The following is a 24,195-nucleotide window of genomic DNA, read 5'->3' on the forward strand; positions in this document are numbered from 1 at the left end:
CCCCCGTGTACGGATCCGTACACGGGGGCCACGGCTGTCACCGCGCCGACTGGCCTTCGGAGTGCTGGTACTCCGAGGGCCGGTGCTCCGAGGGCCGGTGCTCCGAGGGCCGGTGTTCGAAGTGCGCCGGGTCGGCCGCGTACGGCTGGTACCGCTCGGCCGCGTACGGCCCGTCCGGGGCGTGATGGTTCCCCCGCGTCCGGTTCGACCTGCGCGGCCACCACAGCCCACGGCCGAGGATCGCGGCCAGGGCAGGCACAAGGACGAGGGAGAGCACGAGCGAGGACAGGATGATCCCGAGGCCTGTGGCGAAGCCGATCTCCAGGGTGGAGGGGCTCGCGGCCAGTCCTGCGAAGGAACCGGCGAGCACGATCCCGGCCGTGGCGACGGCGGGCGCGGTGTGCCGGACCGCCTCGGCCACCGCGTGCCTGGCCGGGACGGGCTTCTCCATCTCCTCCCTGATCCGGTCGGTGATCAGGATGTTGTAGTCGGTGCCGAGAGCGACGACGAAGAGGAAGAGCACCAGGGGCAGCGTGAACGAGACCCCCGGCCGGTCGAGGGCGTGCTGGAAGACCAGGGTGCTCGCCCCGAGGGTGGCCACGAACCCGAGCCCCACGGCGATCAGGAGCACGACCGGTGCGAGCAACGAGCGAAGGAGCAGGAAGAGGATCACCGCGATCAGCAGCGCCGCGACCGGGAACACCAGGCGAAGGTCCTTCTCCACGGCCTTCGAGATGTCGGCGAAGACGGCGGCCGTTCCCGTGACGTACGCCTGTGTGCCCTCCGGGGCGGTCCGCGCCGCCGTGTCCCTGATGGGTCCGGAGACCAGGTCGCGCGCCTTTTGCGTATCGGACTTCGCGCTCAGGAACAGATCGACCCGCGCGGCCGTGCGGTCCTTGCTGAGCACCGGCTCGCCCACCTCGCCGATGCCCTCCGTCCTGCCGAGGGCACGGGTCATGCCGGTGAGCGAACTCTCCTTGATGTCACCGCCGTCGGCGCTCCGTACATACACGCTGTGCGGGTCGGAGACACCCGCGGGCAGGCTGCGGGAGATCTGCTCCGCGGTCCTGACCGCGGCCGTCTCGGGCAGGCCCTGCTGGTCGTAGCTCATCTTCATGCCGACCGCGCCCGCGCCGAGCGCGCCGAGCAGCACCAGGCTGCCGAGCACGTACCGCACAGGGCGGGCGCTCACCGCGTGGCCCAGGCGTGCGCTGATTCCGCCGGTGCGCTCCTTCTTCCAGGCGCGGGCGGGCCAGAACATGCCGCGCCCGAGCACGGCGAGAAGGGCGGGCATCAGCGTGAGGCCGGCGAGGAGCATCACGAGGACGGAGATCGCGATAGCGGGGCCAAGGACCCGGAACTGCCCGAAGCTCGCCAGGCCGAGGGTCGCGAAGGCCGCCACGATCGTCAGGGCCGCGGAGGTGATCGCGCCGCCCACCCTCCCGGTCGTCTCGGCCGCGGCCGTCCGGGCGTTCTGCCCGGGATGGTTCCGCAGCTGCTCCCTGAACCGGAACATCAGGAAGAGGAAGTAATCAATACCGATTCCCAGGAGTACGACACCGATCAGCGAGGGGGTGGAAGGGTCGAGGCCGATACCGAAGAGTTTCGCCGCACCGACGACCGCTCCCGAGGCGACACCACCGATCAGCGCCACCGCGACCAGCGGCACGAAAGCGGCCGCCGGACTGCGGAACACCAGTACGTTCAGAAGGACGATGAGGCCCATCGTCAGAGCGCCGACCACTTTCCCCGTGGTCTCCTCGGCCTCCGCGTTGTCCACCGTGGAGGCTATTCCACCGGTGAATCCCACACGCAGGTCGGCGGCGGCGAATTCGTGCTCCGCGCCGTCACGGAATTCCTTGTAGACGTCCTGCAGACCGGGGTCGCCGGGGTTTCCGTCGAGCGAAACCGTCAGGAGGCGGAAGCTTCTGTCCGGGGCCACGGCGCCCGGCGACACCCGCGGGGTCTGGGAGTGGTCCTTCATCAGCGGTTCGGGCTTCGGCGCGGCGATCCGCTCCCGGCCGATACCGTCCGCGGTCGCCTCGATCCGCCGCTGGTCGCCCGCCGTGAGCTTGCCGCCGTCGTCCCTGGCGACGAGCACGGTAAGGGCGTTGGGGTCGGGCTTGGTGCCGAATTCGTCCTCGGCTATACGCAGCGCCACCGCCGAGTCGTATTTCTTGGGCAGGAAATCCCCGGCCTGGGAGTCGGTGACGTCGTACATCATCGCTTTCCCCACGAACGACAGTGCCGCTCCGAGGATGGTCCAGACGACGATCGTCAGCCATCGATGCCGGACGGAGAAAGAGGTCAGCTTGCGGATCATGCCAATAGGTCATCACGCAAAGCCCCTTGGGAGCGTCGGCCGCCGGAAGGGGACGCACCCGTGACTCCGGTCCGGTACGTCGGCGTACCCAGTACTCCGGTACTGGGTACAAGAACCACCCCCGCGCCGATTCACGACTTCGCGGGCCGGGATGTAATGGAGGGAAAGACGCTAGTTTTGGAGGCGCCCGGATGGGACGCGACTTCTTCCCTCCGGTGCCGCCCACGGGCGGGGCGCGGCCGACGCCGGGTGACGCGGCCGTCGCCGTCGTCGCGGTGGGGCTCGACGTACTGGCCTACCTCGCTCCGGGCGAGGAGGGCCCGGGGGCGCCCGTCACCGTGCTCGGTGTCCTGCTGGTCGCCGTCTCCGTGCTCCCCTTGCTCTTCAGGCGCCATCATCCCGTGCCGGTGTTCGGGGCGGTCCTCGCCGTGCAGATGGCCGTCAACCTGGGGCTTGCCGTCGACCCCGGCTCGCCGATGTCGAACAGCTACGGGGGCGCCGTCGCCGTAGCGCTCTACACCGTGGCCAGGTACAGCGGGCGGCGTGCGGTGGCGCTGTGTGTGGTGGCCACCGCGCCCGTGCAGCTCGCGCGGTACCTGCACAACGACGTGCCGTTCCTGGGGGTGGGCCTCACCGACGTGCTGGTCACGCCCTGCCTCATCGTCGCCGTGGGCCTGGCCGTGCGGCAGTGGAAACGGCAGCTGGACATCAACCGGAATCTGCTCGCCGACCGCGCGGTGACCGAGGAGCGGCGCCGCATCGCGCGCGAGCTCCACGACATCGTGGCCCACCACATCACCACCATGTACCTGATGTCCGGCGGGGCCAGATCGACCCTGGACCGCGATCCCGAGACGGCCCGCGAGGCCCTGGTGACCCTGGAGGAGTCCGGCCGCACCGCGCTGCGCGAGATGCGGCAGCTACTCGGGGTCCTGCGCAGCACCGACACGCTGGAGGAGACGCCGTCGGAACCCCAGCCCGGGGTGGACGGCATCGAGCGGCTCGTCGCCGATTCGACCGCCGCGGGCCTGTCGGCCGAACTCCACGTCACCGGGCGGCCACGGCCGCTGCCGATGACCGTCGGCCTCACCCTCTACCGCATCGTGCAGGAGGCGTTGACCAACGCCCGCAAGCACGCGGGCCCCGCCCGCGCCACGGTGCGGCTCGCCTATCTCCCGGACCGGGTCACGGTCGAAGTGGCCGACGACGGCGCCGGTGACGGCAGGGCGCCCGGCGGAAGCGGCGGGAGCGGCGGGAGCGGCGGAAGCTTCGAGGGCGGGGGATACGGTCTGCTGGGCATGCGGGAACGTGTCGCTCTGCACGACGGTTCCCTGCACGCCGGCCGCCGAGCGGAGGGCGGGTTCGAGGTGGTCGCGCAGGTGCCGCTGCCCGCCGGTACGTACGAGGCCGACGCGGAAGCCGACGCAGAGGCCGACAGACACGACAAGGACGGGACCCGATGACGCCCTCTCCCACCGAGCCCGAGCCTGAGCGGGGCAGCGAACCGGAGCCGGGCGGCGAACCCGAGCGGATCACCGTGCTCATCGCGGACGACCAGCCTCTGGTGCGCCGGGGCCTGTCCCTGATCCTGCTCTCGGACCCCGCCATCCAGGTAGTCGGCGAAGTGGGCGACGGCGAGCAGGCCGTCGCCTCGGCCATCGAACTGCGCCCCGATGTGGTCCTGATGGACATCCGCATGCCGGTGCTCGACGGCGTCAGGGCCACCGAGCGCCTGGCCGCCGAGCTGCCCCGGTGCCGGGTCCTCGCGCTCAGCACCTTCGACATGGACGAGCACGTGGTCGGTGCCCTGCGGGCGGGAGCCTCGGGCTTCCTGCCCAAGGACGTCTCTCCCGAAGAGCTGGTGGCCGCTCTGCGCACCGTCCACCGCGGTGAGTCCGTCGTCGCCCCGCGGCTGCTCACCCGGCTCCTCGCCACCTTCGTGACCCCGGCTCCTGCCTCGCACCCGCCGACCGCGGACCTCGCCGGACTCACCCCGCGCGAGATCGACGTGCTCCGCCTGATCGCCGCGGGCCTGGACAACACCGAGATCGCGCAGCGGATGGCGATCGGCGTCCAGACCGTGAAGAACCACGCCACCGGCATCTTCGCCAAGCTGGGCGTCCGTGACCGTGCGCAGGCGGTCGTCGCCGCGTACGAATCGGGGCTCGTCAGGGCGGGACAGGGGAACGGGGCCCGGCCCTGACGCTGCCTAGCGCTGATACCTCTTGAGCACCAGGTTCCCGTCCTTCACCAGCCGTTCGCGCAGCTCGTCCAGGCCGATCGCCCCGCTGTAGTACTCCTGGAGCGCCGGGGTCGCCACCTTGTCCTTCCACTCCGGGTAGCCGCGCACCGACTGCGCGGGTGCCGAACGGAGATCCTTCGCGAGGGCGGTGCCCGCGGCCCAGTCGTTCTTCTCGGTATGCAGGGCCGGATCCTTCAGCGCCTGCTCGCCCGTCGGCAGCATCCAGTCGCCCTTCGCGAGCCGCACCATGTTCTCGGGCCGAAGGAGGAAGTCGATGAACTCGACCGCCTCCTTCTTGTGCTCGGTGTCCTGCGAGACGGACAGCGTCTGCGGACTGACGCCCTGCGCGAGCCCCTCCGCTCCGGCCGGAGCGGGAAGCACCTGCCAGTCGAAGCCCTTGGGCGCCTGCTGGACGATCTGCTGACGGTAGGAGAAGCCGAGCGGGACCATCGCGTACTTCCCGCCGAAGAAACCCGGCAGGGTGTCGGATCCGCCCATGCCCAGGGTCGTGCTCGCCGCGCTCTTGTCGATGTTGACCTGGTCGTGGACCGTACGCGGCATGATCTCGTCGGCCTTGTCGAAGCGGACGTCGACCTTGCCGTCCTCGCCCCGGTGGAACATGCGGCCGCCGGTGGAGAGCGAGAGGTTGAGCGTCGCGGACACCGGCTCCTTGAGCGGCCAGGCCACCCCGTACTTCCCGTCCGTACCGTCGCCGAGTTCCTTGCTGACCGACCGGAACTCCTCCCAGCTCCACGGCTTCTCGGGCGTGGGAATCCGCACGCCCGACTTCTTCAGCCACTTCGCGTTGGCGATCAGGACGCGGGGTTCCTGGAGGAACGGCACTCCATAGACCTTGCCGTCGAAGGTCGTGGTCCCCCAACTGCGCTTCGGGATGTCGGTCTTGAGGCGCTTGGGGAGCAGGTTGCTCATGTCGGCGAGATACCCGCCGTACGCGAAGTCGGCGAGGTCGTCCGACGCGTCATGGATGATGTCCGGTGCCTCGCCGCCCTCGAAGGAGGTGAGCAGCTGGTCGTGGACGCTGTCCCAGCTTCCCTGGACGTACTCGACCTTGACGTCGGGGTGAGTGGCGTTCCACTCCTTGACGAGCGCCTTGTTGGCGTCGACCGACTCCTTCTGCCAGGCCAGGGACTGGAACTGAAGGGTGATCTTCCCGTCGTCGTCCCCCGAGCCGCCGCCGCAGCCGGTGAGCAGCAGCGCGAGAGCCGCGGTGACGGCGGTCACGAGACGTGGGGTCGCGATACGTGGTGCCGCGATACGTGGTGCCGCGCGCATCAGGCCTTCACCGCCCCTGCCAGCATGCCGCCCGTGATCCGCTTCTGGATGATCGCGAAGATGACGAGCGAGGGGAGGGTCGCGAGGAACGCCGCCGCGGCGAGCGGCCCGAGGTCCGCGGCGCCCTCGGTGCCGATGAAGCGGTTGAGGATGACCGGCAAGGTCTGCTTCTCCGGGGTCTTGAGCAGGACGAGCGCGAAGAAGAACTCGTTCCATGCGGTGATGAAGGCGAACATCGCCGTGGCGACGATGCCGGGGGCGAGCAGGGGTGCGACGACCGAGACGAACGCGCGCGCCTTGCTCGCGCCGTCGACCGCCGCCGCCTCCTCCAGTTCGGTGGGCACGGCGCGGACGTACCCGACGAGCATCCACAGCGCGAAGGGCAGCGACCACACCACGTAGACCATGATGAGACCGAGCAGCGAGTTGATCAGGTGCAGGTTCTTCAGGACCAGGAACAGCGGGATGATGATCAGGACGAAGGGGAACGCCTGGCTGATCACCACCCAGCCCGTCGCCGCCTTCGAGACGCGATTGCGGTGCCGCGCCATGACGTACGCCATGGGGGTCGCGATGACGACCGCGATCAGGGACGCGCTGAGCGCCGCGATGAGGGAGTTGCCCGCGGCCTGGAGCAGCGGCTGCTCGTCGAAGGCCTGCCGGAAGTTCTCCAGGGTCGGATCCTTGGGGATCCAGGTGGGGTGCAGACTGCCCAGTTCCCGCGCGGGCTTGAAGGCCGTGGAGATCAGCCAGAGGAACGGGAAGGCGAGGAAGACGAGATAGGCGGCGAGCGCCACGTACTGCGCGGCGCGTGTCGATCTCTTCGTACGCGTCATGACTCGTCGTCTCCCTTCAGGCGGCCGACGAGGTAGAAGGCGAGGATCACGGAGATCACCGCGACCATCACGCAGCCCATGGCCGCGGCATAGCCGAACTGGCCGTAGCGGAAGGCCTCTTCGTAGGCGAAGAGCATGGGAAGGCGGGTGCGGCCGCCGGGTCCGCCCTGGGTGAGGACGTAGACCAGGGCGAAGGAATTGAAGTTCCAGATGAAGTTGAGCGCCGTGATGGCCAGGGCGATCGGCTTGATCGCGGGCCAGGTGACGGTGCGGAAGCGGCGCCAGGCTCCCGCGCCGTCCATCGCGGCGGCTTCGTGGAGCTCACGAGGGGTGTTCTGCAATCCGGCGAGCAGCGCGACGGTGGTCTGCGGCATACCGGCCCAGATGCCGACGACGATCACGGCGAAGAGTGCGGTGGCCGTCCCCGTCAGCCAGTCCTTGCCCTCCCCCAGGCCGAGGTTGGAGAGCGTCTCGTTCAGTACGCCCGCGTCCGGGTGGTAGACGAGCCGCCACATGATGCCGACGACCACCTCGGGCATCGCCCAGGGGATGATCGCGAGCGCCCGCGCAAGCCAGCGCATCCGCAACGGCTGGTTGAGCAGGAGGGCTAGGCCCATCGCGAGGAAGAACTGCGGCACGGTGACGCCGAACGCCCACAGCAGGCCGATCCGGAACGAGTCCCAGAACAGCGTGTCGTGCAGCAGGTCCGAGAAGTTGAGGGCGCCGACCCACTGGGTCGGTTCGGTGCGGCCCGACTGGGAGTCGGTGAACGCGAGCATGATGCCGTAGAGGAGCGGACCCACGCTGAGGACCAGGATCGGGATCAGTGCGGGGAGGACCAGGAACCAGGCGCCGTGGTCCGCGCCTCTTCCGCGGGCGGACGCGCCTTTCGCTGACCGCTTCGTTGCGGTCGCCAATGTCACGGAATCGGCTCCTTTGGGCGGCTCATCGGGTTTTGGCCGCCCACGCGGCCCCCGTCATCGTGCTGATGGGATCTTGATACGTCAAGCAGCTACGCAGGCCTCGCAGCCCCTTGGCCAGTGCGAATGGGAGACTGTGCCAGCAAACGTGCCGAACGGCGCGAGCGGTGCGGGAGGCAATGGATGGACGAGGCGCGGGCACGGGACGTACTGAGCGCCGCGGGTCTCGGTCGGGACGCGGCGTTGCTCGCGCTCGGCGAGAACGCGGTGTTCGGTGACGGTGAGTCGGTGGTCAAGGTCGGGCGTGCGGCGCCCGAGCTTCTCGACCGTGCGCGGCGGGAGTTGCGCGTCGCGCGGTGGCTTGAGGAGTCAGGCGTGCCCGCGGTGCGGGCGGCCGAGGACGAGCCCCGTCTGGTGGACGGGCATCCGGTGACGGTGTGGCACCGGATGCCCGAGGCCGTGCGGCCGGCTGAGCCGCGTGACCTCGCCTCCCTCCTTCGCCTGGTGCACGCGCTTCCCGCGCCCGGGTTCGAGCTGCCCCGGCGTGAGCTTCTCGGTGGAGTCGAGCGGTGGCTGCGGCTCGCCGGTGACGCGATCGACGTCGAGGACGCGGACTATCTGCGGGAGCGCAGGGACGGGTTCGAGGCGGCGGCGTCCGCGCTCACCCCCCGGCTGACCCCTGGCCCCATCCACGGCGACGCCCTCCCCCGGAACGTCCTGGTGGGCGCGGACGGTCCGGTCCTGGTGGATCTGGAGACCTTCTCCGCCGATCTGCGGGAGCACGATCTCGTGGTGATGGCGCTTTCGCGTGACCGGTACGGCCTGCCGGCCGAGGCTTACGACGGGTTCGTCGCACAGTACGGCTGGGACGTGCGGGAGTGGGAGGGGTGCGCGGTGCTCCGGGGGGCTCGGGAGACGGCCAGCTGCGCGTGGGTCGCGCAGCATTCCCCCAGCAATCCGAAAGCGCTGGTCGAGTTCCGCCGTCGTGTCGCCTCACTGCGTGACGGGGACCCGGGTGTGCGGTGGTTTCCGTTCTGAGAGCTTCTGAGATCTTCTGAGAGCTCCCCCGGCCCCTCAGACGCCGGACGGCGTCGAGCTGCTGGCCGCGTCCCGCAAGGGCCACGTGCCGTCCACCACCGCGTCCGTCTCGCCCTTCTTCCTGAGGAACTTCTGGAAGTCCGCCGCCCACTCGGCATACCAGTCGATCTGGCGGCGATGCAGCTCCGCGGGACCGAAGGCGGCCAGTTTGGGGTGGCGGTCGGCTATGGCGGTGGCCAGGCGGGCCGCGGCCAGGGCGTCCGACGTGGCGTCGTGGGCGGACTCAAGGACCACGCCGTACTCCGTGCAGACCGCTTCGAGGTTCCGCTTGCCCTTGCGGTAGCGCTCGACGGAGCGGTCGATCGTGTACGGGTCGATGACCGGGGCCGGTTCCGCGCCGCCCAGGCGCTCGCGCAGCGACGGCAGGCCGTGCCTGCGCAACTCGGCGGAGAGCAGGGTCAGGTCGAAGGTGGCGTTGTAGGCGACGACCGGGACGCCCGACTGCCAGTACGACACGAGGACGGCCGCTATCGCGTCGGCGACCTCCGCGGCCGGTCTGCCGTCCGCCGACGCCCGTTCGTTCGAGATGCCGTGCACCGCCACGGCCTCCGCCGGGATCTCGACCCCCGGGTCGGCGAGCCACTCCCTGCGGCCCAGCGTCTCGCCCGCCCTGACCTCGATCACGGCGCCCGTGACGATGCGTGCCTCGTGCGGATCCGTCCCGGTCGTCTCCAGGTCGAACCCGATCAGCAGCTCCCGGTGCCAGCCCATGGCCGCCCCCTTCTCTGTGGTGCTTTCCCCCATTGACCACCACGATCCCACGGGCCACTGACAATCCCGGGTCCGCGTTCCGCTTACCGCCCGGGGGCAGCCGCCCAGGCCGCTTCAGGACACCGGCCGCGAGTCCGCCCAGGCCAGTTCGAACTCCTCCCGGTACGTCTCGAAGAGTCCGCTCTCGTCCTGCTCGTCCGCCTTGACCACCCGGCGTCCGCCGCGCAGCACGAGCACCGGCGCCTCCATCCCCCGCGTCCTGCGCAGATACGACTGGACGACCGCGATGCCGTCCACGCCGTCCCCGTCGACCAGATACGCGGTGAAGCGCGGCGTCTCGTCGAAGACCTGGATCTCGAAGGCGCCCGGATCACGGAGACGGGCCCGCACCCGGCGCATGTGCAGGATGTTCATCTCGACGCTGCGGCTCAGCTCGCCCCGCTTCAGGCCCAGTTCGCGCTCCCTGCGCTTGACCGCGCTGCTCGCCGGGTTGAGGAAGAGCAGCCGCACCCGGCAGCCGGACTCCGCGAGGCGGACGAGGCGGCGCCCGGAGAAGTTCTGGACCAGGAGGTTCAGGCCTATCCCGATCGCGTCGAGGCGACGGGCCCCGCCGAAGATGTCCTCGGCAGGGAACTGCCGAAGCAGGCGCACCCGGTCCGAGTGGACGCCCACCACGTCGGCGTACCGGTCGCCGACCAGGGACTCGACGGCGTCGACGGGCAACCGGCGCGCGGAGGGCGTGTCGGTGCCCGCGCCGAGTATGTCCAGGAGCTTCGCCGACGCGCGCTCCGCCTGGGCGAGCACGGCGGTGGACAGGGCGCGGTTGCGCGAGACGACGTTCCGGGTGACCTCGAGCTCGTCCAGGGCCAGTTCGACGTCCCTGCGGTCGTCGAAGTACGGCTCGAAGCACGGCCAGTGCTGCACCATCAGCTCGCGGAGCTGGGGCAGCGTGAGGAAGCTGAGGACGTTGTCGTCGGCCGGGTCGAGCAAGTACCCCTTGCGGCGGCTCACTTCGCGTACGGCGACGGCCCGCTGCACCCACTCCTGTCCGGCGGGTCCGGCGGCGGCGACCACCCAGCCGTCGGAGTGGACGGGTTCGTAGATGGGACGCAGAACAGCGGCCACGACCGCGCGCAGCCGCTGCTCCACGAGATTCAGCCAGATGTAGGCCCGCCCGGCGCGCTGGGCGCGCGTACGCACCTCGCGCCAGGCGTCGGGGCCCCAGTCCAGTTCGGGTCCGATCTGGGATCCCATCTCCATCGGCCGTGCCAGGGACACCGCTCCAGGCGGGCCGTCCACGGAACTCCCCTCGTGACCCTCGTCACCAGGGGGTAGTTCCCGCCCTCCCGAGCTCACCCAGCGCACCCCTTCCGCTCCCCAGAGCACCCCCCAGTTCAACGATCAAGGAAGGGTACTCCGGGAGCGGCGGGCGGTGCAGCCGGATGGCAAGGGTGGATTCTCAACGACCCTGTGAGGGCTGGCCGTTCTGGTCGGCGAGGTCCGCAGGAGTGAGCGGGCTCATAGCGGTCACGTCGCGCGCGGCCAGCGAGAAGCCCTGCCAGTGGACCGGCATCGGCTGCTGGTCCTCGTCACGGGCGATGTGGTGGAAGCCGATGTGGACCCAGGTGACCGGGTGTGTGAGGGACTGACCGTTCACCCACTTGTCGACGCTGTCCGGTGTGCCGTTGGGGCACCCGGGGTTGTTGCTCGCGTACTGCTCGCACTTCTTGTACTCGGTGAAGTACACGTCGTGCTTGGTGAAGGGGCGCCCGGCGTGCTTGGTGCTGGGGCCCGGCACGATCTCGTACGAGCGCGGGTGGCCGTCCTTGTTCTTGCCCGCCCCGCTGACCACGCGCCACCAGCGCATGTCCTTGTGGTCACCGGCGAGTTCCTTGGTGACCTTGGTGCGGGTGGTCTTCGTGGTGGGGCTGCCCTGTCCTGTGGGCGGGGTGACCTTGGAGTCGTACTGCTCGACCTTGGCCTTCGGGGATCCGTCCAGACCGAAGTTGAGCCGCCAGAAGACGTTGTGGGCATGGCTCTCGGCCTTGGCCTGGTCGCCCTTGCCGATGGGCCAGCCACGGCTGTCGCCGCCGTCGTAGTCGTACGGCGAGAGGCTGCCGGTCGCGCCGACCTGGGAGGTGATGGTGCCGTCCGATGAGAAGCGCCACTCGGTGATGTACTCGTACCAGGAGGCCTTGTTCACCGTGTAGACGAGCAGGTCCTTGCCCTGGCCGGTGTAGACCTTGCCGGTGCCGCCGGTGCTCTGGTCGTCGTTGAGGCGGTACGCGTGCCCACGCGCGCGCGTGGTGGTGCACAGGCCCTTCACGTTGCCCCGCTGCGGGACCTTCACGGTCTTGATGGTGCCGCCGGGACACTCGCCGGGGTTCAGGTTCTGCAGGGCCTGGCCGAAGTCGGTGCCGGTGACGTCGTCGTACTCGGCCTGGCCGTCGTCGTAGGGGACGTGGACCTGCGCGAGCCGGGCGCTTGTCAGGACGGGTATCGGCTTGGCCTCCCCCTTGGGCTGGTAGCTGATCTTGTCGAGGATCAGGCCGGAAAGGCTGTTGTAGTGCCAGCACATGCGCCAGGTCGTACCGCCGTCGACGGTCTGCTCGATCTTGTAGGCGTCACTGCAGTCGGCGGCGGCGGCCGCGGGGGCGCTGGGCGCCTGGGGGGCTGCCGACGCGGGCGAGGCGACGGTGGCGGCGCCGCCGATCAGCGCGAGGGCCGCGAGGGCCGTGGTGGCCCGTCTGCGGGCGCGGACAAGTCTGTTGACGTGCATTGCGGTGTGGACTCCCTCGTCCGAGGAGAAACAGAAGTGTGGTGTCGTGCGCGGGCGGCCCTGATCAGCCGAGGCGGCCCACGGAACGGGTGCTCAGGTCGACGACGAGGGACCGGGTGTCGATCCACGGACCGTTCTTGACCTTGGTGACGACCTGGAGGCACCGGTGCTTGCCGCACTCGGTGAGGTCGGACGGCACACGCTCGACGGTCTCCTTGCGGAAGACCATGCCGCTCAGCTGCAGCTGTCCGGGGCCGGTCAGCGCCTTGCCGGTGGCGTGCTTGAAGTCCTGCTTCAGACCCTTGCCGAGCGGGTCGGCGATCAGCAGCTGGGCGCCCTCCGCGAGCTCTTCCTGGCTGGGCGGCGGCTGGACGTTCTGTGTGGTCGTCGTGTTCTCCACCTTGCCGGTCTCCACATTGACCGTCTTGGTGATGACCGCGTCCTTCTTGTAGTCGTAGTAGACGACCTCCGCGCTGCGCGGCGCGGCGGCACCCGCGGCACCCGCGTCACTGGGTTCCTGCTCGCTGAGGTTCGTCGAAAGGAGCTGCGGACCCCGGTCGCCCTCCACGTCCCTGGCGCTGGAGCGCAGGGCACCCGTCACCGAGGCCTTCTCGGCGCGCTCGATCTCCGCGTCGGTCAGCGGGTCGCTGCCGATGCCCTTCTCGCCCTCCTCGGGTGCGGCCTCGACGACGCCGTCCTTCGCGATCGCGTTCTGCTTCGCGTCCGCCGCGTTGGCCTGGCGGCCCCCCGACTCGCCCGCCCCCGGCAGTGTGACGCCCACAAGCACCGCGGCGGCGGCCAGCGCGACTGCCGCACCCGCTACCACCTTGCCCAGGTTACGTCTGACTATCTCTCCCACTTGCTCCCCTTTTATCCCCCACGAGCCTCATATAGAGGCATACCGAGTGTGTAGTCGGACGGTTAGACGGCTGCAACTCCCGCGTGGTTGCCCCACTTTCGGGGAGACTCTGACCAATGTGACCCCGAGCCGAGGGGGCGGTAGTGGAAGAGTCATATGCATGCAGGTGTGGCCAGGGCAGGCGTATCCACTCGGTGCCACGTACGACGGCGCCGGAACGAACTTCGCGGTCTTCTCCGAGGCCGCCGACCGCGTAGAGCTCTGTTTGTTGCACGACGACGGCTCGGAGACAGCCGTCGAGCTGCGTGAGTCCGACGCGTTCGTGCTCCACGCGTACCTGCCCGGCGTGATGCCGGGCCAGCGGTACGGCTTCCGTGTGCACGGTCCGTACGAACCCGCGCAGGGGCACCGCTGCAACTCGGCGAAGCTGCTGCTCGATCCGTACGCCAGGGCGGTCAGCGGCCGGATCGACTGGGGCGAGGAGGTGTACGGCTACCGGTTCGGCGCGCCCGACAAGCGCAACGACATGGACTCGGCGCCCCACATGATGACCTCCGTGGTGGTCAATCCGTACTTCGACTGGGGCGACGACAGACCGCCGCGCACCCCGTACAACGAAACCGTGCTCTACGAGGCCCATGTGAAGGGCCTGACCATGCGACATCCGGATCTTCCCGAGGAGTTACGCGGTTCGTACGCCGCGCTCGCGCATCCGGCGGTCATCGATCACCTCACGCAACTGGGCGTGACGGCCCTCGAGCTGATGCCGGTGCACCAGTTCGTGAACGACCACCGTCTGGTCGACATGGGCCTGAACAACTACTGGGGCTACAACACGATCGGCTTCTTCGCGCCCCACAACGCGTACGCCTCCTGGGGCGACCGAGGTGAGCAGGTCCTGGAGTTCAAGCAGGCCGTGAAGGCGTTGCACGAGGCGGACATCGAGGTGATCCTCGACGTCGTCTACAACCACACGGCCGAGGGCAACCACCTGGGCCCGACGCTCTCCTACAAGGGCCTGGACAACGGCTCGTACTACCGCCTCATGGACGATTCCCGCTACTACATGGACACCACGGGGACCGGCAACTCCCTCCTGATGCGGTCGCCGCACGTGCTTCAAATGATCATGGACTCGCTGCGGCACTGGGTCACCGACATGCACGTGGACGGCTTCCGCTTCGATCTGGCGGCGACGCTCGCCCGGCAGTTCCACGAAGTGGACCGCCTGTCGTCGTTCTTCGACCTCGTGCAGCAGGACCCCGTGGTGAGCCAGGTGAAGCTGATCGCCGAGCCGTGGGACGTCGGCGAGGGCGGCTATCAGGTAGGCAACTTCCCGCCGCTGTGGACCGAGTGGAACGGCATGTACCGCGACACGGTGCGCGACATGTGGCGGGGCGAGCCGCGGACCCTCGCGGAGTTCGCGTCCCGGCTGACCGGCTCGTCCGACCTCTACCAGGACGACGGCCGGCGCCCCTTGGCGTCGATCAACTTCACCACCTGCCACGACGGTTTCACGCTGCACGACCTCGTCTCGTACAACGAGAAGCGCAACGAGGCCAACGGCGAGGACAACCAGGACGGCGAGAGCCACAACCGCTCCTGGAACTGCGGCGCCGAGGGCGAGACCGACGACCCGGACGTCCTGGAGCTGCGCGAGCGGCAGATGCGCAACTTCATCGCGACGCTGATGCTCTCCCAGGGCGTCCCGATGCTCGCCCACGGCGACGAGTTCGCCCGGACGCAGCAGGGCAACAACAACGCCTACTGCCAGGACAACGAGATCGCCTGGGTGCGCTGGCCGGAGGGGGAGAGCACCCAGTTGGAGTTCACGCGCGCGATGGCGTGGCTGCGGCGCGATCACCCCGTCTTCCGCAGGAGGCGCTTCTTCCACGGCCGCCCGGTCGAGGGCACGCACGACGAGCTCTCGGACATCGCCTGGTTCACGCCGGAGGGCGAGGAGATGGCGCGGGAGGACTGGGACGCATCTCAGGCACGGGCGCTGACGGTGTTCCTGAACGGCAACGCGATCTCCGAGCCGGGCACGCGCGGCGAGCGGATCTCCGACGACTCGTTCCTGATGATGTTCAACGCGTCGGCGGAGCCGCTGGAGTTCGTGATTCCGGTCAATCACGGCCGCCAGTGGCAGGTGATCGTCGACACCGCGCTGCCGGAGGGCGTGCCGCCGGAACCGGGGCCGAAGGCGGGGGCGGGCGAACGCCTGACACTGGCCGACCGGAGCCTCACGGTGCTGCAGCGCCCTGCGTGACGAAGGGTGCGGCGTTCGCGTGGTCGTCCGTCGTGGGGCGGGCGGCCAGTGCGATCAGGAACGCGACGGCTGCTGCCGCGCTGCCGAGTGCGAACGCCGCGCCGGGGCCGTGGGACTCGGCGAGGCGTCCCGCCACGGCGAGCGTGACCGCCTGGCCGCCGACGAAGGCGCTCGCGGCGAACGTCATCCCCTCGGCGAGCCGCTGCGGCGGACAGGAGCGCTCGGTGAGCGCGAAGCCGGTGATCAGGTTCGGGGCGTAGACGGCGCCGAACACGGTCACCACGACGTACAGGCCCGTCATGCTGTGCGTCCACACCAGCGGCAGGGAGAGCAGCGCCGCTGCGGCCGTCGCCACGCGCCAGCGCGCGTGAAGGCCGAAGCGCTCGGGCAGCGCGGCCATGGAGAGCCCCACGACGGCGCTCATGACGCCCATGGCGGCGTAGACGAGGCCCGCCTGGCCCGGCGCGCCCAGCTCCTGGGTGAGGGCCGTGATGCCCGCTCCACAGGCGCCGAGCAGGACGCCGACGAAGACGAGCCCGATGCGCACGACGAAGACCTCGCGCGGGAGGCGCTGTCGGCCGGCGCGCGGGAGTGCCCCCTCGCCTGACGCGTGGGTCACCCGCACCGTCCGCCCCGTGGGGTGCAGCGCGAAGCCGGAGCCGCAGACGGCGACCAGGAGCGCGGCCACCCCGAAGGCGTACGCCGGATGGCCCGCCACGGCCGCGAGGCCCACGAACGCGGGGCCGAGCACGAAGGACAGCTCGTCCATGGTGCTCTCCAGGGACAGCACGGTGTTGACCAGACGGTCGTCACCGCCCGCCCCGCGGACCAGCGGCACGGCGCGTGCGCGGGCCAGGGGGCCGATCCCCGGGATGCTCGCCCCTGCGAGCACGGCCAGGACGACGAGCGCGGGCGTGGGCACCTCGAACAGGGCTCCGAGCGTGTACACCGCGATCGCCACGGCGTTGAGGAGCGAGAAGCCGAGGACCACGGCGCGCTGGCCGCGCCGGTCGGCGAGGCGGCCGACGAGGGGGCCCATGGTCACCTGGCCGAGCGCGAGCGCGCAGGCGACCACGCCGCCCGTGGCGAGCGATCCGCTGGTCTCGGTGACGAGCAGGACACTGCCGAACTGGATCATGGCCACGGGGAGCCTGCCGAGGAACGAGATCACCGGAAGGAGCGCTCCGGTGTGCCCGATCACTTCGCGGTAGGTGTCCAGAAGTCGTCCTGCGCCGGGCTCGTCCCGTCCGGCCTGTGCCTTTGTAGCCATCGTCCGACGCTAACGACGCCCACGCGGCCACACGCATGAGCCGATGGCACGAAAGCCCGTCAGGCGGGTACGTAGGTTCGCATGACACCTGAGCGCTCGGAGCCCGCGGTGCCACCACCGCCCACCGCCACCTACCGGCTGCAGCTCCAGCCGGAGTTTCCGTTCGCGGCCGCCGAGGCGGCCGTCCCGTATCTGGCCTCGCTGGGAGTCTCGCACCTGCATCTGTCGCCGGTGCTCGAAGCCGTTCCCGGCTCCACGCACGGCTACGACGTCGTGGACCACGCGCGCGTACGGGACGAGCTGGGCGGCGAGGAGGGGCTGCGGGCCCTGTCGCGGACCGCGCGGACGTACGGTCTCGGCCTCGTCGTGGACATCGTGCCGAACCACATGGCGGCCGTGCCGCGCCACAACCACGCCCTCTGGGAGGTCCTGAGGGAGGGCCCCGAATCGCCCTACGCGCGCTGGTTCGACATCGACTGGGAGGCGGGCGGCGGGCAGGTGCTGCTTCCGGTGCTCGGGCGCGGGGTCGGGGACGAGCTGGAGCGCCTTCGGATCGACGGGGACGTGCTGCGCTACCACGAGCACGCGTTCCCCCTCCGCGAAGGCACCGGGGAGCTGCCGTTGCCGCAGCTCCTCGACGCCCAGTGGTACCGCCTCGCGTGGTGGCGCCTCGCCCGCACGGAGCTCAACTACCGGCGCTTCTTCACCATTTCCGATCTCATCGGGGTGCGCGTCGAGGACCCGGAGGTGTTCGACGCGACCCACGCGAAGATCCTCGAGCTGCTGCGGGAAGACGTCGTGGAGGGACTGCGGATCGACCACCCGGACGGCCTCGCGAACCCGGGGGCGTACCTGCAGCGGCTCCAGGAGGCCACACACGGGCGCTGGACGGTCGTAGAGAAGATTCTCAGCGACGGGGAGCAGCTGCCCGCCGCGTGGCCCGTGGCGGGCACCACGGGGTACGACGCCCTCCGCCATCTCGACGGCCTCTTCACGGACCCGGCGGGGGCGGGTGAACTCCTCGGCCAGTACCGCAGGTTCACCGCCCCTGCGGTGGACCGTGGCGGCGACTGGGGGGCGACGGTGCGACGCGCCGCGTACAAGGTGCTCACCCATGAGCTCGCCGCAGAGACCGACCGCCTCACGCGCGAGGCGACCGCGCTCTGCGCCCCGGACCCGGCACTGCGCGACCACGCGCCGTGGGCGCTGCGCACCGCGCTCCTGGAACTGCTCGTACGGCTTCCCGTCTACCGGCCGTACGTCTCCGGGGGCGTCGAACCTGCTTCGGTGCTTACGGTGGGGGCCGCCGCCGAGGCGAAGGCGGCCTTCGCCGTGCGGGAGGAGGCCGAGGCGGTCGATGTCGTACGGGATCTGGTGCTCGGACGCCTTGGATCCGGGCCCGCCCTTGACGGCTTCCGCGCGCGGTTCGCGCAGACCTCGTCGGCGCTGCGGGCCAAGGCGGTCGAGGACACGGCGTTCTACCGGCACGCGCCGCTCCTGTCGGCGGCCGAGGTGGGCGGCTCCCCCGCGCACCCCGCGGTGACTCCGGAGGCCTTCCACACCTACTGCGCGCGCGTGCAGCGCGACTGGCCGTACGCGGGCACGGTGCTCACCACGCACGACACGAAGCGCAGCGCCGATGTGCGGGCGGGCATCGCCGTCCTCACGCAGTGCCCGGAGCGGTGGGCCGACCTCCTGGTCGAGGTGACCGAACAGACGGCGCGCGCGGGCGGCACCAGCGCGCCGGACCCGCAACTGGCCTGGGCGGCCTGGCAGACGGCCGTCGGCTTCGGCTTCCCCTACGACGAACGGCTGCAGAAGGCGCTGCTCAAGCACGTGCGCGAGGCGGGCCTGCACACGAGCTGGACCGAACAGAACGAGGCGTACGAGAAGGCCGTGACGGCGTTCGTGGAGGCGGGTCCCTGCGGGCCGCCGCTCTACACGGTCGCGGAGTTCGCGGGCGGCCTTGGGCCCCATGTGCGGGCGAACGTCCTGGGGGCCACGCTGCTCCAGCTGACGATGCCCGGGGTGCCCGACATCTACCAGGGCACGGAGAGCGAGTACCGGGCCCTGGTGGACCCGGACAACCGGCGTCCCGTGCGGTTCCAGCCACATGTCCTGGAGTACCTGGAGCAGCACCGTGACCGCTGGGACCTCTCCGAGGAGAAGCTGGCGCTCACGGCGACCGCGCTGCGGCTGCGCAGGCGCCGTCCGGAGCTCTTCGGCGACGCGGCGACGTACGAGCCCCTTGCGGCGCTCGGCCCCGGCGCACCTCACTGCGTGGCCTTCGTGCGCTCCGGAGAGGTGATCGCGGCGGCGACCCGGCTCTCCTTGCGCCTTGCCGAGGCGGGCGGCTGGCGCGCGACGGAACTGGCGCTTCCGGAGGGGCGGTGGGTGGATCTGCTCACTCGGGGGCGGGAGTTCACGGGGCACGCGCGCGTGGAGGAGCTTTTCGGGGAGATGCCGGTGGTGCTTCTGGAGCGGATCAGGACAGGCGAGGACTCAGCGGGTCCTGACGAGTAGCAGGCGTGGTGCCCGCGCCATGATTCCCCGGGGCACGGGCCTGAACCCGGGCGCCAGGCGCAGGCCCGGCATGGCGTCGAGCAGGGCCCGCAGGCCGCACTCGGCGGCGAGCCCGGCCAGGGTGGCGGCCGGGCAGAAGTGCGCTCCCGCGCCGAACACGAGGTGTGCCGGGTCCGCGCGGAAGATGTCGTAGCGGTCGGGGTCGGCGAAGCGGAACGGGTCGCGCCCCGCCGAGCCGATGAGGCAGGCCACGACGGATCCCGTGGGCAGTGTGGTGCCGCCAAGGGCGATCGGCGCACTCGCGCGGCGCAGTACGACGGGGGTGGGCGGGTCACGGCGCAGGGACTCCGCCCAGGCGCCGGGTATCAGCCCCGGACGGGCACGCACGAGGTCCAACTGGGCCGGGTGGCCGAGGAGGTTGGCGAGGAAGGAGGCCAGGGCGAGGGCGGTGGCCTGGCCGCCGCCGGTGAGGAGCGTCCCGGCAAGGGCGGTGACGGTGTCGTCCGAGAGGGCCTGCCCGTCCCGTGTCGCGCGGCGGCGCGCCCGTCGGCGCAGCAGCCCGCCGAGGTCCGGGTGGACGCCGCCGGACCGCGCGGACCCCGTACGGCACCACTCCCGCACCCGGGCGGCGTCCTCCCAGGGCAGCCCGAGCGCGGCGACGGCGGCGGCCGCGGGCAGCCACGCGCTGAACTCGGCGACGAGGTCGACCTCGCGCCGCCCGGACATGCGCCGGGCGAGAACGTAGGCGGTGCGCTCGGCGGCGGCCCGCAGGACGGGCTCCAGGAGCCCCCGGTGGACCGGACCCGGCGGAACTGTCACCGGCGGACCGAGCCGGGCGTCACCGAGCGCGGCCCGCACATCCGCGTACCGGCTGAGCAGCCAGGCCCCCAGGAGCTCGTCACGGACGAGAGGGAAGGTCTCGCGGAGGCTGCGGTAGAGCGGATAGGGGTCGTGCTCGACGCCGGGAGCCAGGAGGCTGGGTATCTCAGCCCGTCCGGCGTTCGAGGACGAACCCGGCGAAGCCGGTGACAGAGGGCGCCCACGAGGGGCCGAGCTCGAAGACACGGCAGGCACGGCAGCTTCCCTTTCCCGCTGGGCGACCCCGCCAGAAAGAAGTGGGGTTTCAGGGGATCACCGCGCAGCGCCGCGCGCAGTTCCCGTACACCCATTCGGGTGACGCTGGGGGCCAGGGACGCCGCGAGGTGACATCCCTCGGGTCGCACGCTTGACACGTGCCCGACCGCGTGGCGTACTGCGGATTGCTTCAGCGGACAAGTCGGGGGTGAGTCAACTGGCGGAGCAGCGCTATCTCAATGTGGCCGAACTCGTACTGTCCGCAAGGGAGTTGGCGGCCCACCGCCCCGAGCTGAGCTCCCTGCGCCAGGTGGGCACCTCCCGCGCCGGAAGACCCTTGCACCTGCTGTCCGTCGGCCACTCGCGCCGCGCCGTCCTGGTCGTCGCGGGCGCGCACGCGAACGAGCCGACCGGTGGTTCGACGCTGCTCCACCTCGCGGAGTGGGCCCTGCGGGACGAGCCCCTGCGTGCCGACACCTCCTGGCACTTCCTCCTGTGCGCCGACCCGGACGGCGCGAACCTGCACCGCACGCCCGCGCCGCGCACCCTGTTCGACTACCACCGCCACTTCTTCCGCCCCGCGGGACCCGAGCAGCCGGAGTGGTCCCCCTCCGTCCTTCCACCCGACCGGCTGCCGCCCGAGACCCGTGCCCTGACCGGCGTCATCGACGAACTGCGGCCCTACTTGCAGGTGTCGCTGCACGGAACCGATCTCGGCGGCAGCTGGGTGCAGTTGACGCGGGACATACCGGGGCTCGCGGAGCCGTTCGCCAAGTCGGCGGCGGAGCTGCACATACCGGTGGAGACGGGGGCGTCGGACGCCGCGGGCTGGTCGGTCTCGGGCCCTGGGGTGCATGTGCTGCCAGGACCGGGTTCGGCGGCCGCCTATCCGAGCCTGCCCGAGGACGCCCGGCACACCACCTGGCACCACGCCCATCGGTACGGCGGCCTGACCGCCATCGTCGAGGTCCCGATGTGGGCGAGCGACCTCGTGGACGACCCGGCCGTCCACCCCGCCCCCGAGCTGGCCCTTCGCGGCTTCGCGCGGCGGCTGCTGCACGACGCGCGCCTGGTCGAGGACATTCTCAGCGAGGCGCTGCCACGGCTCCCGGAGGCACAGGGGCCGCTCCTTCGCGCGGCGCGCTGGGCGCTCGACCTGGTGCCGGGCCTCGCCGACGACTGGGTCAGGATGCCGCCCGCGGGGACGTCGATGGCGTACATCGGGAGCGTCGACGCCTTCGGGCGCCGTCTCCCGCTGCGGGCCGCCGCGATGCTGCTGCGGGTCCTGGACACGGCGGGCGACCGGGCAGCGCCACGCCTCGAACAGCTCGTGCTGCGCTGGAGCGACACGTTCGCCGAGCAGTTCAGGGCGCGTTGGGTGCCGGTGGAGCACCAGGTCGAGCACCAGTCACGGACGACGGTCGCGGCCGCGCGCCACGCGCGCGTGCGGGGCGATTGACCGCACGCACCTCGCACGTCCGCCGGGCTTCACGAACCGGAGAGCCGGAAGCTCATCTTCCCGAAGCTGACCTGATCGCCGTCCTGGACGACGGCCACGCCGATCACCCTGCGGCCGTTCACGGACGTGCCGTTGGTCGACCCGAGGTCGCGCAGCACCCACATGCCGCCCTGCCTGCTCAGCTCAGCGTGCACCCGCGAGACCGTCTCGTGGCTGAGCCTGAGTCCGTTCGCGGGGTCGCGGCCGATCCGCAGCGGATACGGGTTCCCCGGCACCGGAAGGAGCAGCTTCGGCAGCTTCTCGGCCTGCCAGGTCCTGCGCAGCCGGACCGTGAACCCGGAGACCGCGCCGACAGCGCCGAACACCACACGCGAGAGACGTCCCTCGGTCCGCAGATCGGCGGTGAGCGCGGCGAGTTCGTCGGGCTGGCGGGCGGCGAGCGCCAGCTCCATGCGCCGCACGAACGTGTCGTGCGAGAGCTTGCCGAGGGCAGCGCCCTCCCTGAGCACCTTCAGCGCCCTGTCCCGCTCGGCGTCGGTCAGCCGCGCGGGGTTCATCTGGATCTCGAAGGACGACGTCACCCTCGTGATTGTCTGTCAGCGCGGCCGGAGTGTCCAGATGCGGCCGAGCTGTCCAGATAACGCGGAACGACCGCGCCCCGATCACTTCTGCAGCACGATGGACGGGCGTGACCACGGATGACGTACGGATGAAGACAGATGGCCGTCAGCGGATCACAGACGAGGGGGAACTGTCGGTGGAGTTCGAGGTGTGGGCACCTGGGGCAGAGCACGTCGCGCTGCTGTGCGAGGGCACCACGCACGCGTTGGAGCGTGCCGACGGCCGGGCCGGGTGGTGGACGGCGGAGGCGGACGCCACCGAGGGGACGCGCTACGGCTTCTCGCTCGACGGAGGGCCCGTACTGCCCGATCCCCGCTCGCGGCGCCAGCCGGAAGGACCCGACGGGCTCAGCGCCGTCGTCGACCACGACCTGTACGCATGGCGCGCACCCTGGTCGGGGCGCGGGTTGCGGGACGCGGTCCTGTACGAGCTGCACGTGGGGACTTACACACCGGACGGCACGCTCGACTCGGCCGCGGGGCGGCTCGGCCACCTCGCCGAACTGGGCATCACTCATGTGGAGCTGATGCCGCTCTGCCCGTTCCCGGGGCGGCACGGCTGGGGGTACGAGGGCGTGTCCCTGTGGGCCGTGCACGAGCCGTACGGCGGGCCCGACGCACTGAAGCGCTTCGTCGACGCCGCGCACGCGCACGGCATGGGCGTCGTGCTCGACGTGGTCCACAACCACCTCGGCCCCTCCGGCAACCATCTGCCCGCGTTCGGGCCGTACTTCACCGACACCCACCACACTCCGTGGGGCGCCGCGGTCAACCTCGACGCGCCGGGCTCGGACGAGGTGCGCGCGTATCTGATCGGCAGCGCGCTCGCCTGGCTGCGCGACTACCGCCTCGACGGCCTGCGCCTCGACGCCGTGCACGCGCTGCGCGACACGCGCGCGTGCCACTTCCTGGAGGAACTGTCGGCGGCCGTGGACGCTCTCGCCGTGGAGCTCGGCAGGCCGCTCTCACTCATCGCCGAGTCCGACCAGGGCGATCCGCGTGTCATCACCCCGCGCCGGCAGGGCGGGCTCGGCATGCACGCGCAGTGGAACGACGACTTCCACCACGCGCTGCACTGCGCGCTCACCGGCGAATCACACGGCTACTACGAAGACTTCGCCCGCGCGCCCTTCGCCGCGCTCGCCAAGACGCTGACGGGCGGCTTCTTCCACGACGGTACGTACTCGACCTTCCGTGGGCGGCGGCACGGGCGCCCCGTCGATCCCGCCCGGACGCCCGCCCACCGCTTCCTCGGCTATACGCAGACCCACGACCAGATCGGCAACCGCGCACAAGGGGACCGGCTCTCCGCCACCCTCTCCCCCGGCCTGCTCGCCTGCGCGGCCGCGCTCACCCTCACCGGACCGTTCACACCGATGCTGTTCATGGGCGAGGAGTGGGGCGCGGCCACGCCCTGGCAGTTCTTCACGGACCACACCGATCCCGAGCTCGCGGAAGCCGTGCGCCGGGGCAGGCGCCGGGAGTTCGCGGCACACGGCTGGGCCGAGGAGGACATCCCTGATCCGCAGGACCCGGCCACCAGGAACCGCTCCTGCCTCGACTGGGCCGAGCCCCTGACCGACCCCCACGCGCGCGTCCTTGCCTGGTACCGCGAACTGATCGCCCTGCGCCGCGCCCGCGGCGACCTCCTCGACCCGGATCTGGCGGCGCTCCGGGTCGCCTACGACGAGGAGCAGCGCTGGTTCGCCGTCCGGCGCGGCGATCTGCGGATCGCGGTGAACATCGGCAAGGAGGCGGTCGACATCCCGCTGGGCGGCCGGGGCGCGCGGGTGCTCGCGGCCTGGACGCCGGTCACCGCGCCCGGCGCCGACGGGCTGCTGCGGCTGCCCGCCGAGTCGTGCGCGGTGCTCGCGACACCATGAGGCCGATGCCTGCGACGCCATGAGGGCGGCGGCGGA

18 protein-coding genes are annotated in these 24,195 nt (G+C 70.9%); 7 read left to right on the top strand and 11 right to left on the bottom strand.

From position 1 onward, the window contains the following. Window positions 1-37: 37 nt before the first annotated feature. The gene (locus ACWFRJ_RS14455) at window positions 38-2,323 is read right to left on the bottom strand and encodes an MMPL family transporter (protein WP_453529045.1); all 2,286 of its coding nucleotides are present in this window, start codon (window positions 2,321-2,323) and stop codon (window positions 38-40) included. 191 nt (window positions 2,324-2,514) lie between these two features. On the opposite strand from ACWFRJ_RS14455, the gene ACWFRJ_RS14460 reads away from it, so the two are divergent. Next, complete coding sequence (locus tag ACWFRJ_RS14460) at window positions 2,515-3,786, top strand: sensor histidine kinase (RefSeq protein ID WP_453529048.1); 1,272 nt, start codon at window positions 2,515-2,517, stop codon at window positions 3,784-3,786. Continuing rightward, window positions 3,783-4,526, top strand: coding sequence for a response regulator (locus ACWFRJ_RS14465; protein WP_453529051.1), 744 nt, complete (start codon window positions 3,783-3,785; stop codon window positions 4,524-4,526). The genes ACWFRJ_RS14460 and ACWFRJ_RS14465 overlap by 4 nt, the downstream gene beginning before the upstream one ends. 6 nt (window positions 4,527-4,532) lie before the next feature. Here ACWFRJ_RS14465 and ACWFRJ_RS14470 read toward each other — a convergent pair whose 3' ends face one another. The 3 genes from ACWFRJ_RS14470 to ACWFRJ_RS14480 are packed head-to-tail and all read right to left on the bottom strand — an operon-like array spanning window position 4,533 to window position 7,617. Next, a complete protein-coding gene (locus ACWFRJ_RS14470; protein ID WP_453529054.1) occupies window positions 4,533-5,858 on the bottom strand; it encodes an ABC transporter substrate-binding protein in 1,326 nt (441 codons plus the stop codon). Then, the gene (locus ACWFRJ_RS14475) at window positions 5,858-6,694 is read right to left on the bottom strand and encodes a carbohydrate ABC transporter permease (protein WP_453529057.1); all 837 of its coding nucleotides are present in this window, start codon (window positions 6,692-6,694) and stop codon (window positions 5,858-5,860) included. Before ACWFRJ_RS14475 ends, ACWFRJ_RS14470 begins: the two co-directional genes overlap by 1 nt. Then, window positions 6,691-7,617 carry a carbohydrate ABC transporter permease gene (locus tag ACWFRJ_RS14480; RefSeq protein WP_453529060.1) on the bottom strand — a complete coding sequence of 309 codons (927 nt, stop codon included), beginning with the start codon at window positions 7,615-7,617 and terminating at the stop codon, window positions 6,691-6,693. The genes ACWFRJ_RS14475 and ACWFRJ_RS14480 overlap by 4 nt, the downstream gene beginning before the upstream one ends. A gap of 180 nt (window positions 7,618-7,797) precedes the next feature. Between ACWFRJ_RS14480 and ACWFRJ_RS14485 the strand changes: the two genes are divergently transcribed. Continuing rightward, on the top strand, window positions 7,798-8,652 hold the full coding sequence (locus ACWFRJ_RS14485) for a phosphotransferase enzyme family protein (protein ID WP_453529062.1): 855 nt from the start codon (window positions 7,798-7,800) through the stop codon (window positions 8,650-8,652). 36 nt (window positions 8,653-8,688) lie between these two features. On the opposite strand, the gene ACWFRJ_RS14490 is transcribed toward ACWFRJ_RS14485, so the two are convergent. The 4 genes from ACWFRJ_RS14490 to ACWFRJ_RS14505 form a co-directional block, all read right to left on the bottom strand. Beyond that, window positions 8,689-9,423, bottom strand: a complete 735-nt coding sequence (locus ACWFRJ_RS14490; protein WP_453529683.1) for an exonuclease domain-containing protein — start codon at window positions 9,421-9,423, stop codon at window positions 8,689-8,691. 114 nt (window positions 9,424-9,537) lie between these two features. After that, window positions 9,538-10,779 carry an SAV2148 family HEPN domain-containing protein gene (locus ACWFRJ_RS14495; protein ID WP_453529065.1) on the bottom strand — a complete coding sequence of 414 codons (1,242 nt, stop codon included), beginning with the start codon at window positions 10,777-10,779 and terminating at the stop codon, window positions 9,538-9,540. Window positions 10,780-10,882: 103 nt separating this feature from the next. Beyond that, complete coding sequence (locus ACWFRJ_RS14500; protein ID WP_453529068.1) at window positions 10,883-12,202, bottom strand: copper amine oxidase; 1,320 nt, start codon at window positions 12,200-12,202, stop codon at window positions 10,883-10,885. A gap of 64 nt (window positions 12,203-12,266) precedes the next feature. Continuing rightward, window positions 12,267-13,061, bottom strand: coding sequence for a Tat pathway signal sequence domain protein (locus tag ACWFRJ_RS14505; protein ID WP_453529071.1), 795 nt, complete (start codon window positions 13,059-13,061; stop codon window positions 12,267-12,269). A gap of 160 nt (window positions 13,062-13,221) precedes the next feature. Between ACWFRJ_RS14505 and glgX the strand changes: the two genes are divergently transcribed. Beyond that, window positions 13,222-15,330: a glycogen debranching protein GlgX gene (glgX, locus tag ACWFRJ_RS14510; protein WP_453529074.1), complete on the top strand. Its 2,109-nt coding sequence runs from the start codon at window positions 13,222-13,224 to the stop codon at window positions 15,328-15,330. Here the strand turns inward: glgX and ACWFRJ_RS14515 are convergent. Then, window positions 15,305-16,600 carry an MFS transporter gene (locus tag ACWFRJ_RS14515; RefSeq protein WP_453529076.1) on the bottom strand — a complete coding sequence of 432 codons (1,296 nt, stop codon included), beginning with the start codon at window positions 16,598-16,600 and terminating at the stop codon, window positions 15,305-15,307. The two genes, glgX and ACWFRJ_RS14515, sit on opposite strands and share 26 nt — an antisense overlap. Before the next feature lie 81 nt (window positions 16,601-16,681). Between ACWFRJ_RS14515 and treY the strand changes: the two genes are divergently transcribed. Beyond that, window positions 16,682-19,123, top strand: coding sequence for a malto-oligosyltrehalose synthase (gene treY, locus ACWFRJ_RS14520; RefSeq protein ID WP_453529079.1), 2,442 nt, complete (start codon window positions 16,682-16,684; stop codon window positions 19,121-19,123). Here treY and ACWFRJ_RS14525 read toward each other — a convergent pair. After that, window positions 19,103-20,197 carry a cytochrome P450 gene (locus ACWFRJ_RS14525; protein WP_453529082.1) on the bottom strand — a complete coding sequence of 365 codons (1,095 nt, stop codon included), beginning with the start codon at window positions 20,195-20,197 and terminating at the stop codon, window positions 19,103-19,105. The two genes, treY and ACWFRJ_RS14525, sit on opposite strands and share 21 nt — an antisense overlap. Window positions 20,198-20,405: 208 nt before the next feature. Here ACWFRJ_RS14525 and ACWFRJ_RS14530 point away from each other — a divergent pair, with 208 nt between their 5' ends. After that, window positions 20,406-21,656: a M14 family zinc carboxypeptidase gene (locus ACWFRJ_RS14530; RefSeq protein WP_453529085.1), complete on the top strand. Its 1,251-nt coding sequence runs from the start codon at window positions 20,406-20,408 to the stop codon at window positions 21,654-21,656. Between the two features lie 29 nt (window positions 21,657-21,685). Here the strand turns inward: ACWFRJ_RS14530 and ACWFRJ_RS14535 are convergent, their stop codons facing one another. Next, window positions 21,686-22,237: an FHA domain-containing protein gene (locus ACWFRJ_RS14535; protein ID WP_453529088.1), complete on the bottom strand. Its 552-nt coding sequence runs from the start codon at window positions 22,235-22,237 to the stop codon at window positions 21,686-21,688. A 176-nt stretch (window positions 22,238-22,413) separates the two neighbouring features. On the opposite strand from ACWFRJ_RS14535, the gene treZ reads away from it, so the two are divergent. Continuing rightward, entirely contained in the window at window positions 22,414-24,159 is a 1,746-nt protein-coding gene (gene treZ / locus ACWFRJ_RS14540; RefSeq protein WP_453529686.1) for a malto-oligosyltrehalose trehalohydrolase, read from the top strand. Window positions 24,160-24,195: the final 36 nt, after the last annotated feature.

The organism is Streptomyces sp. NPDC055239 (assembly GCF_053606205.1).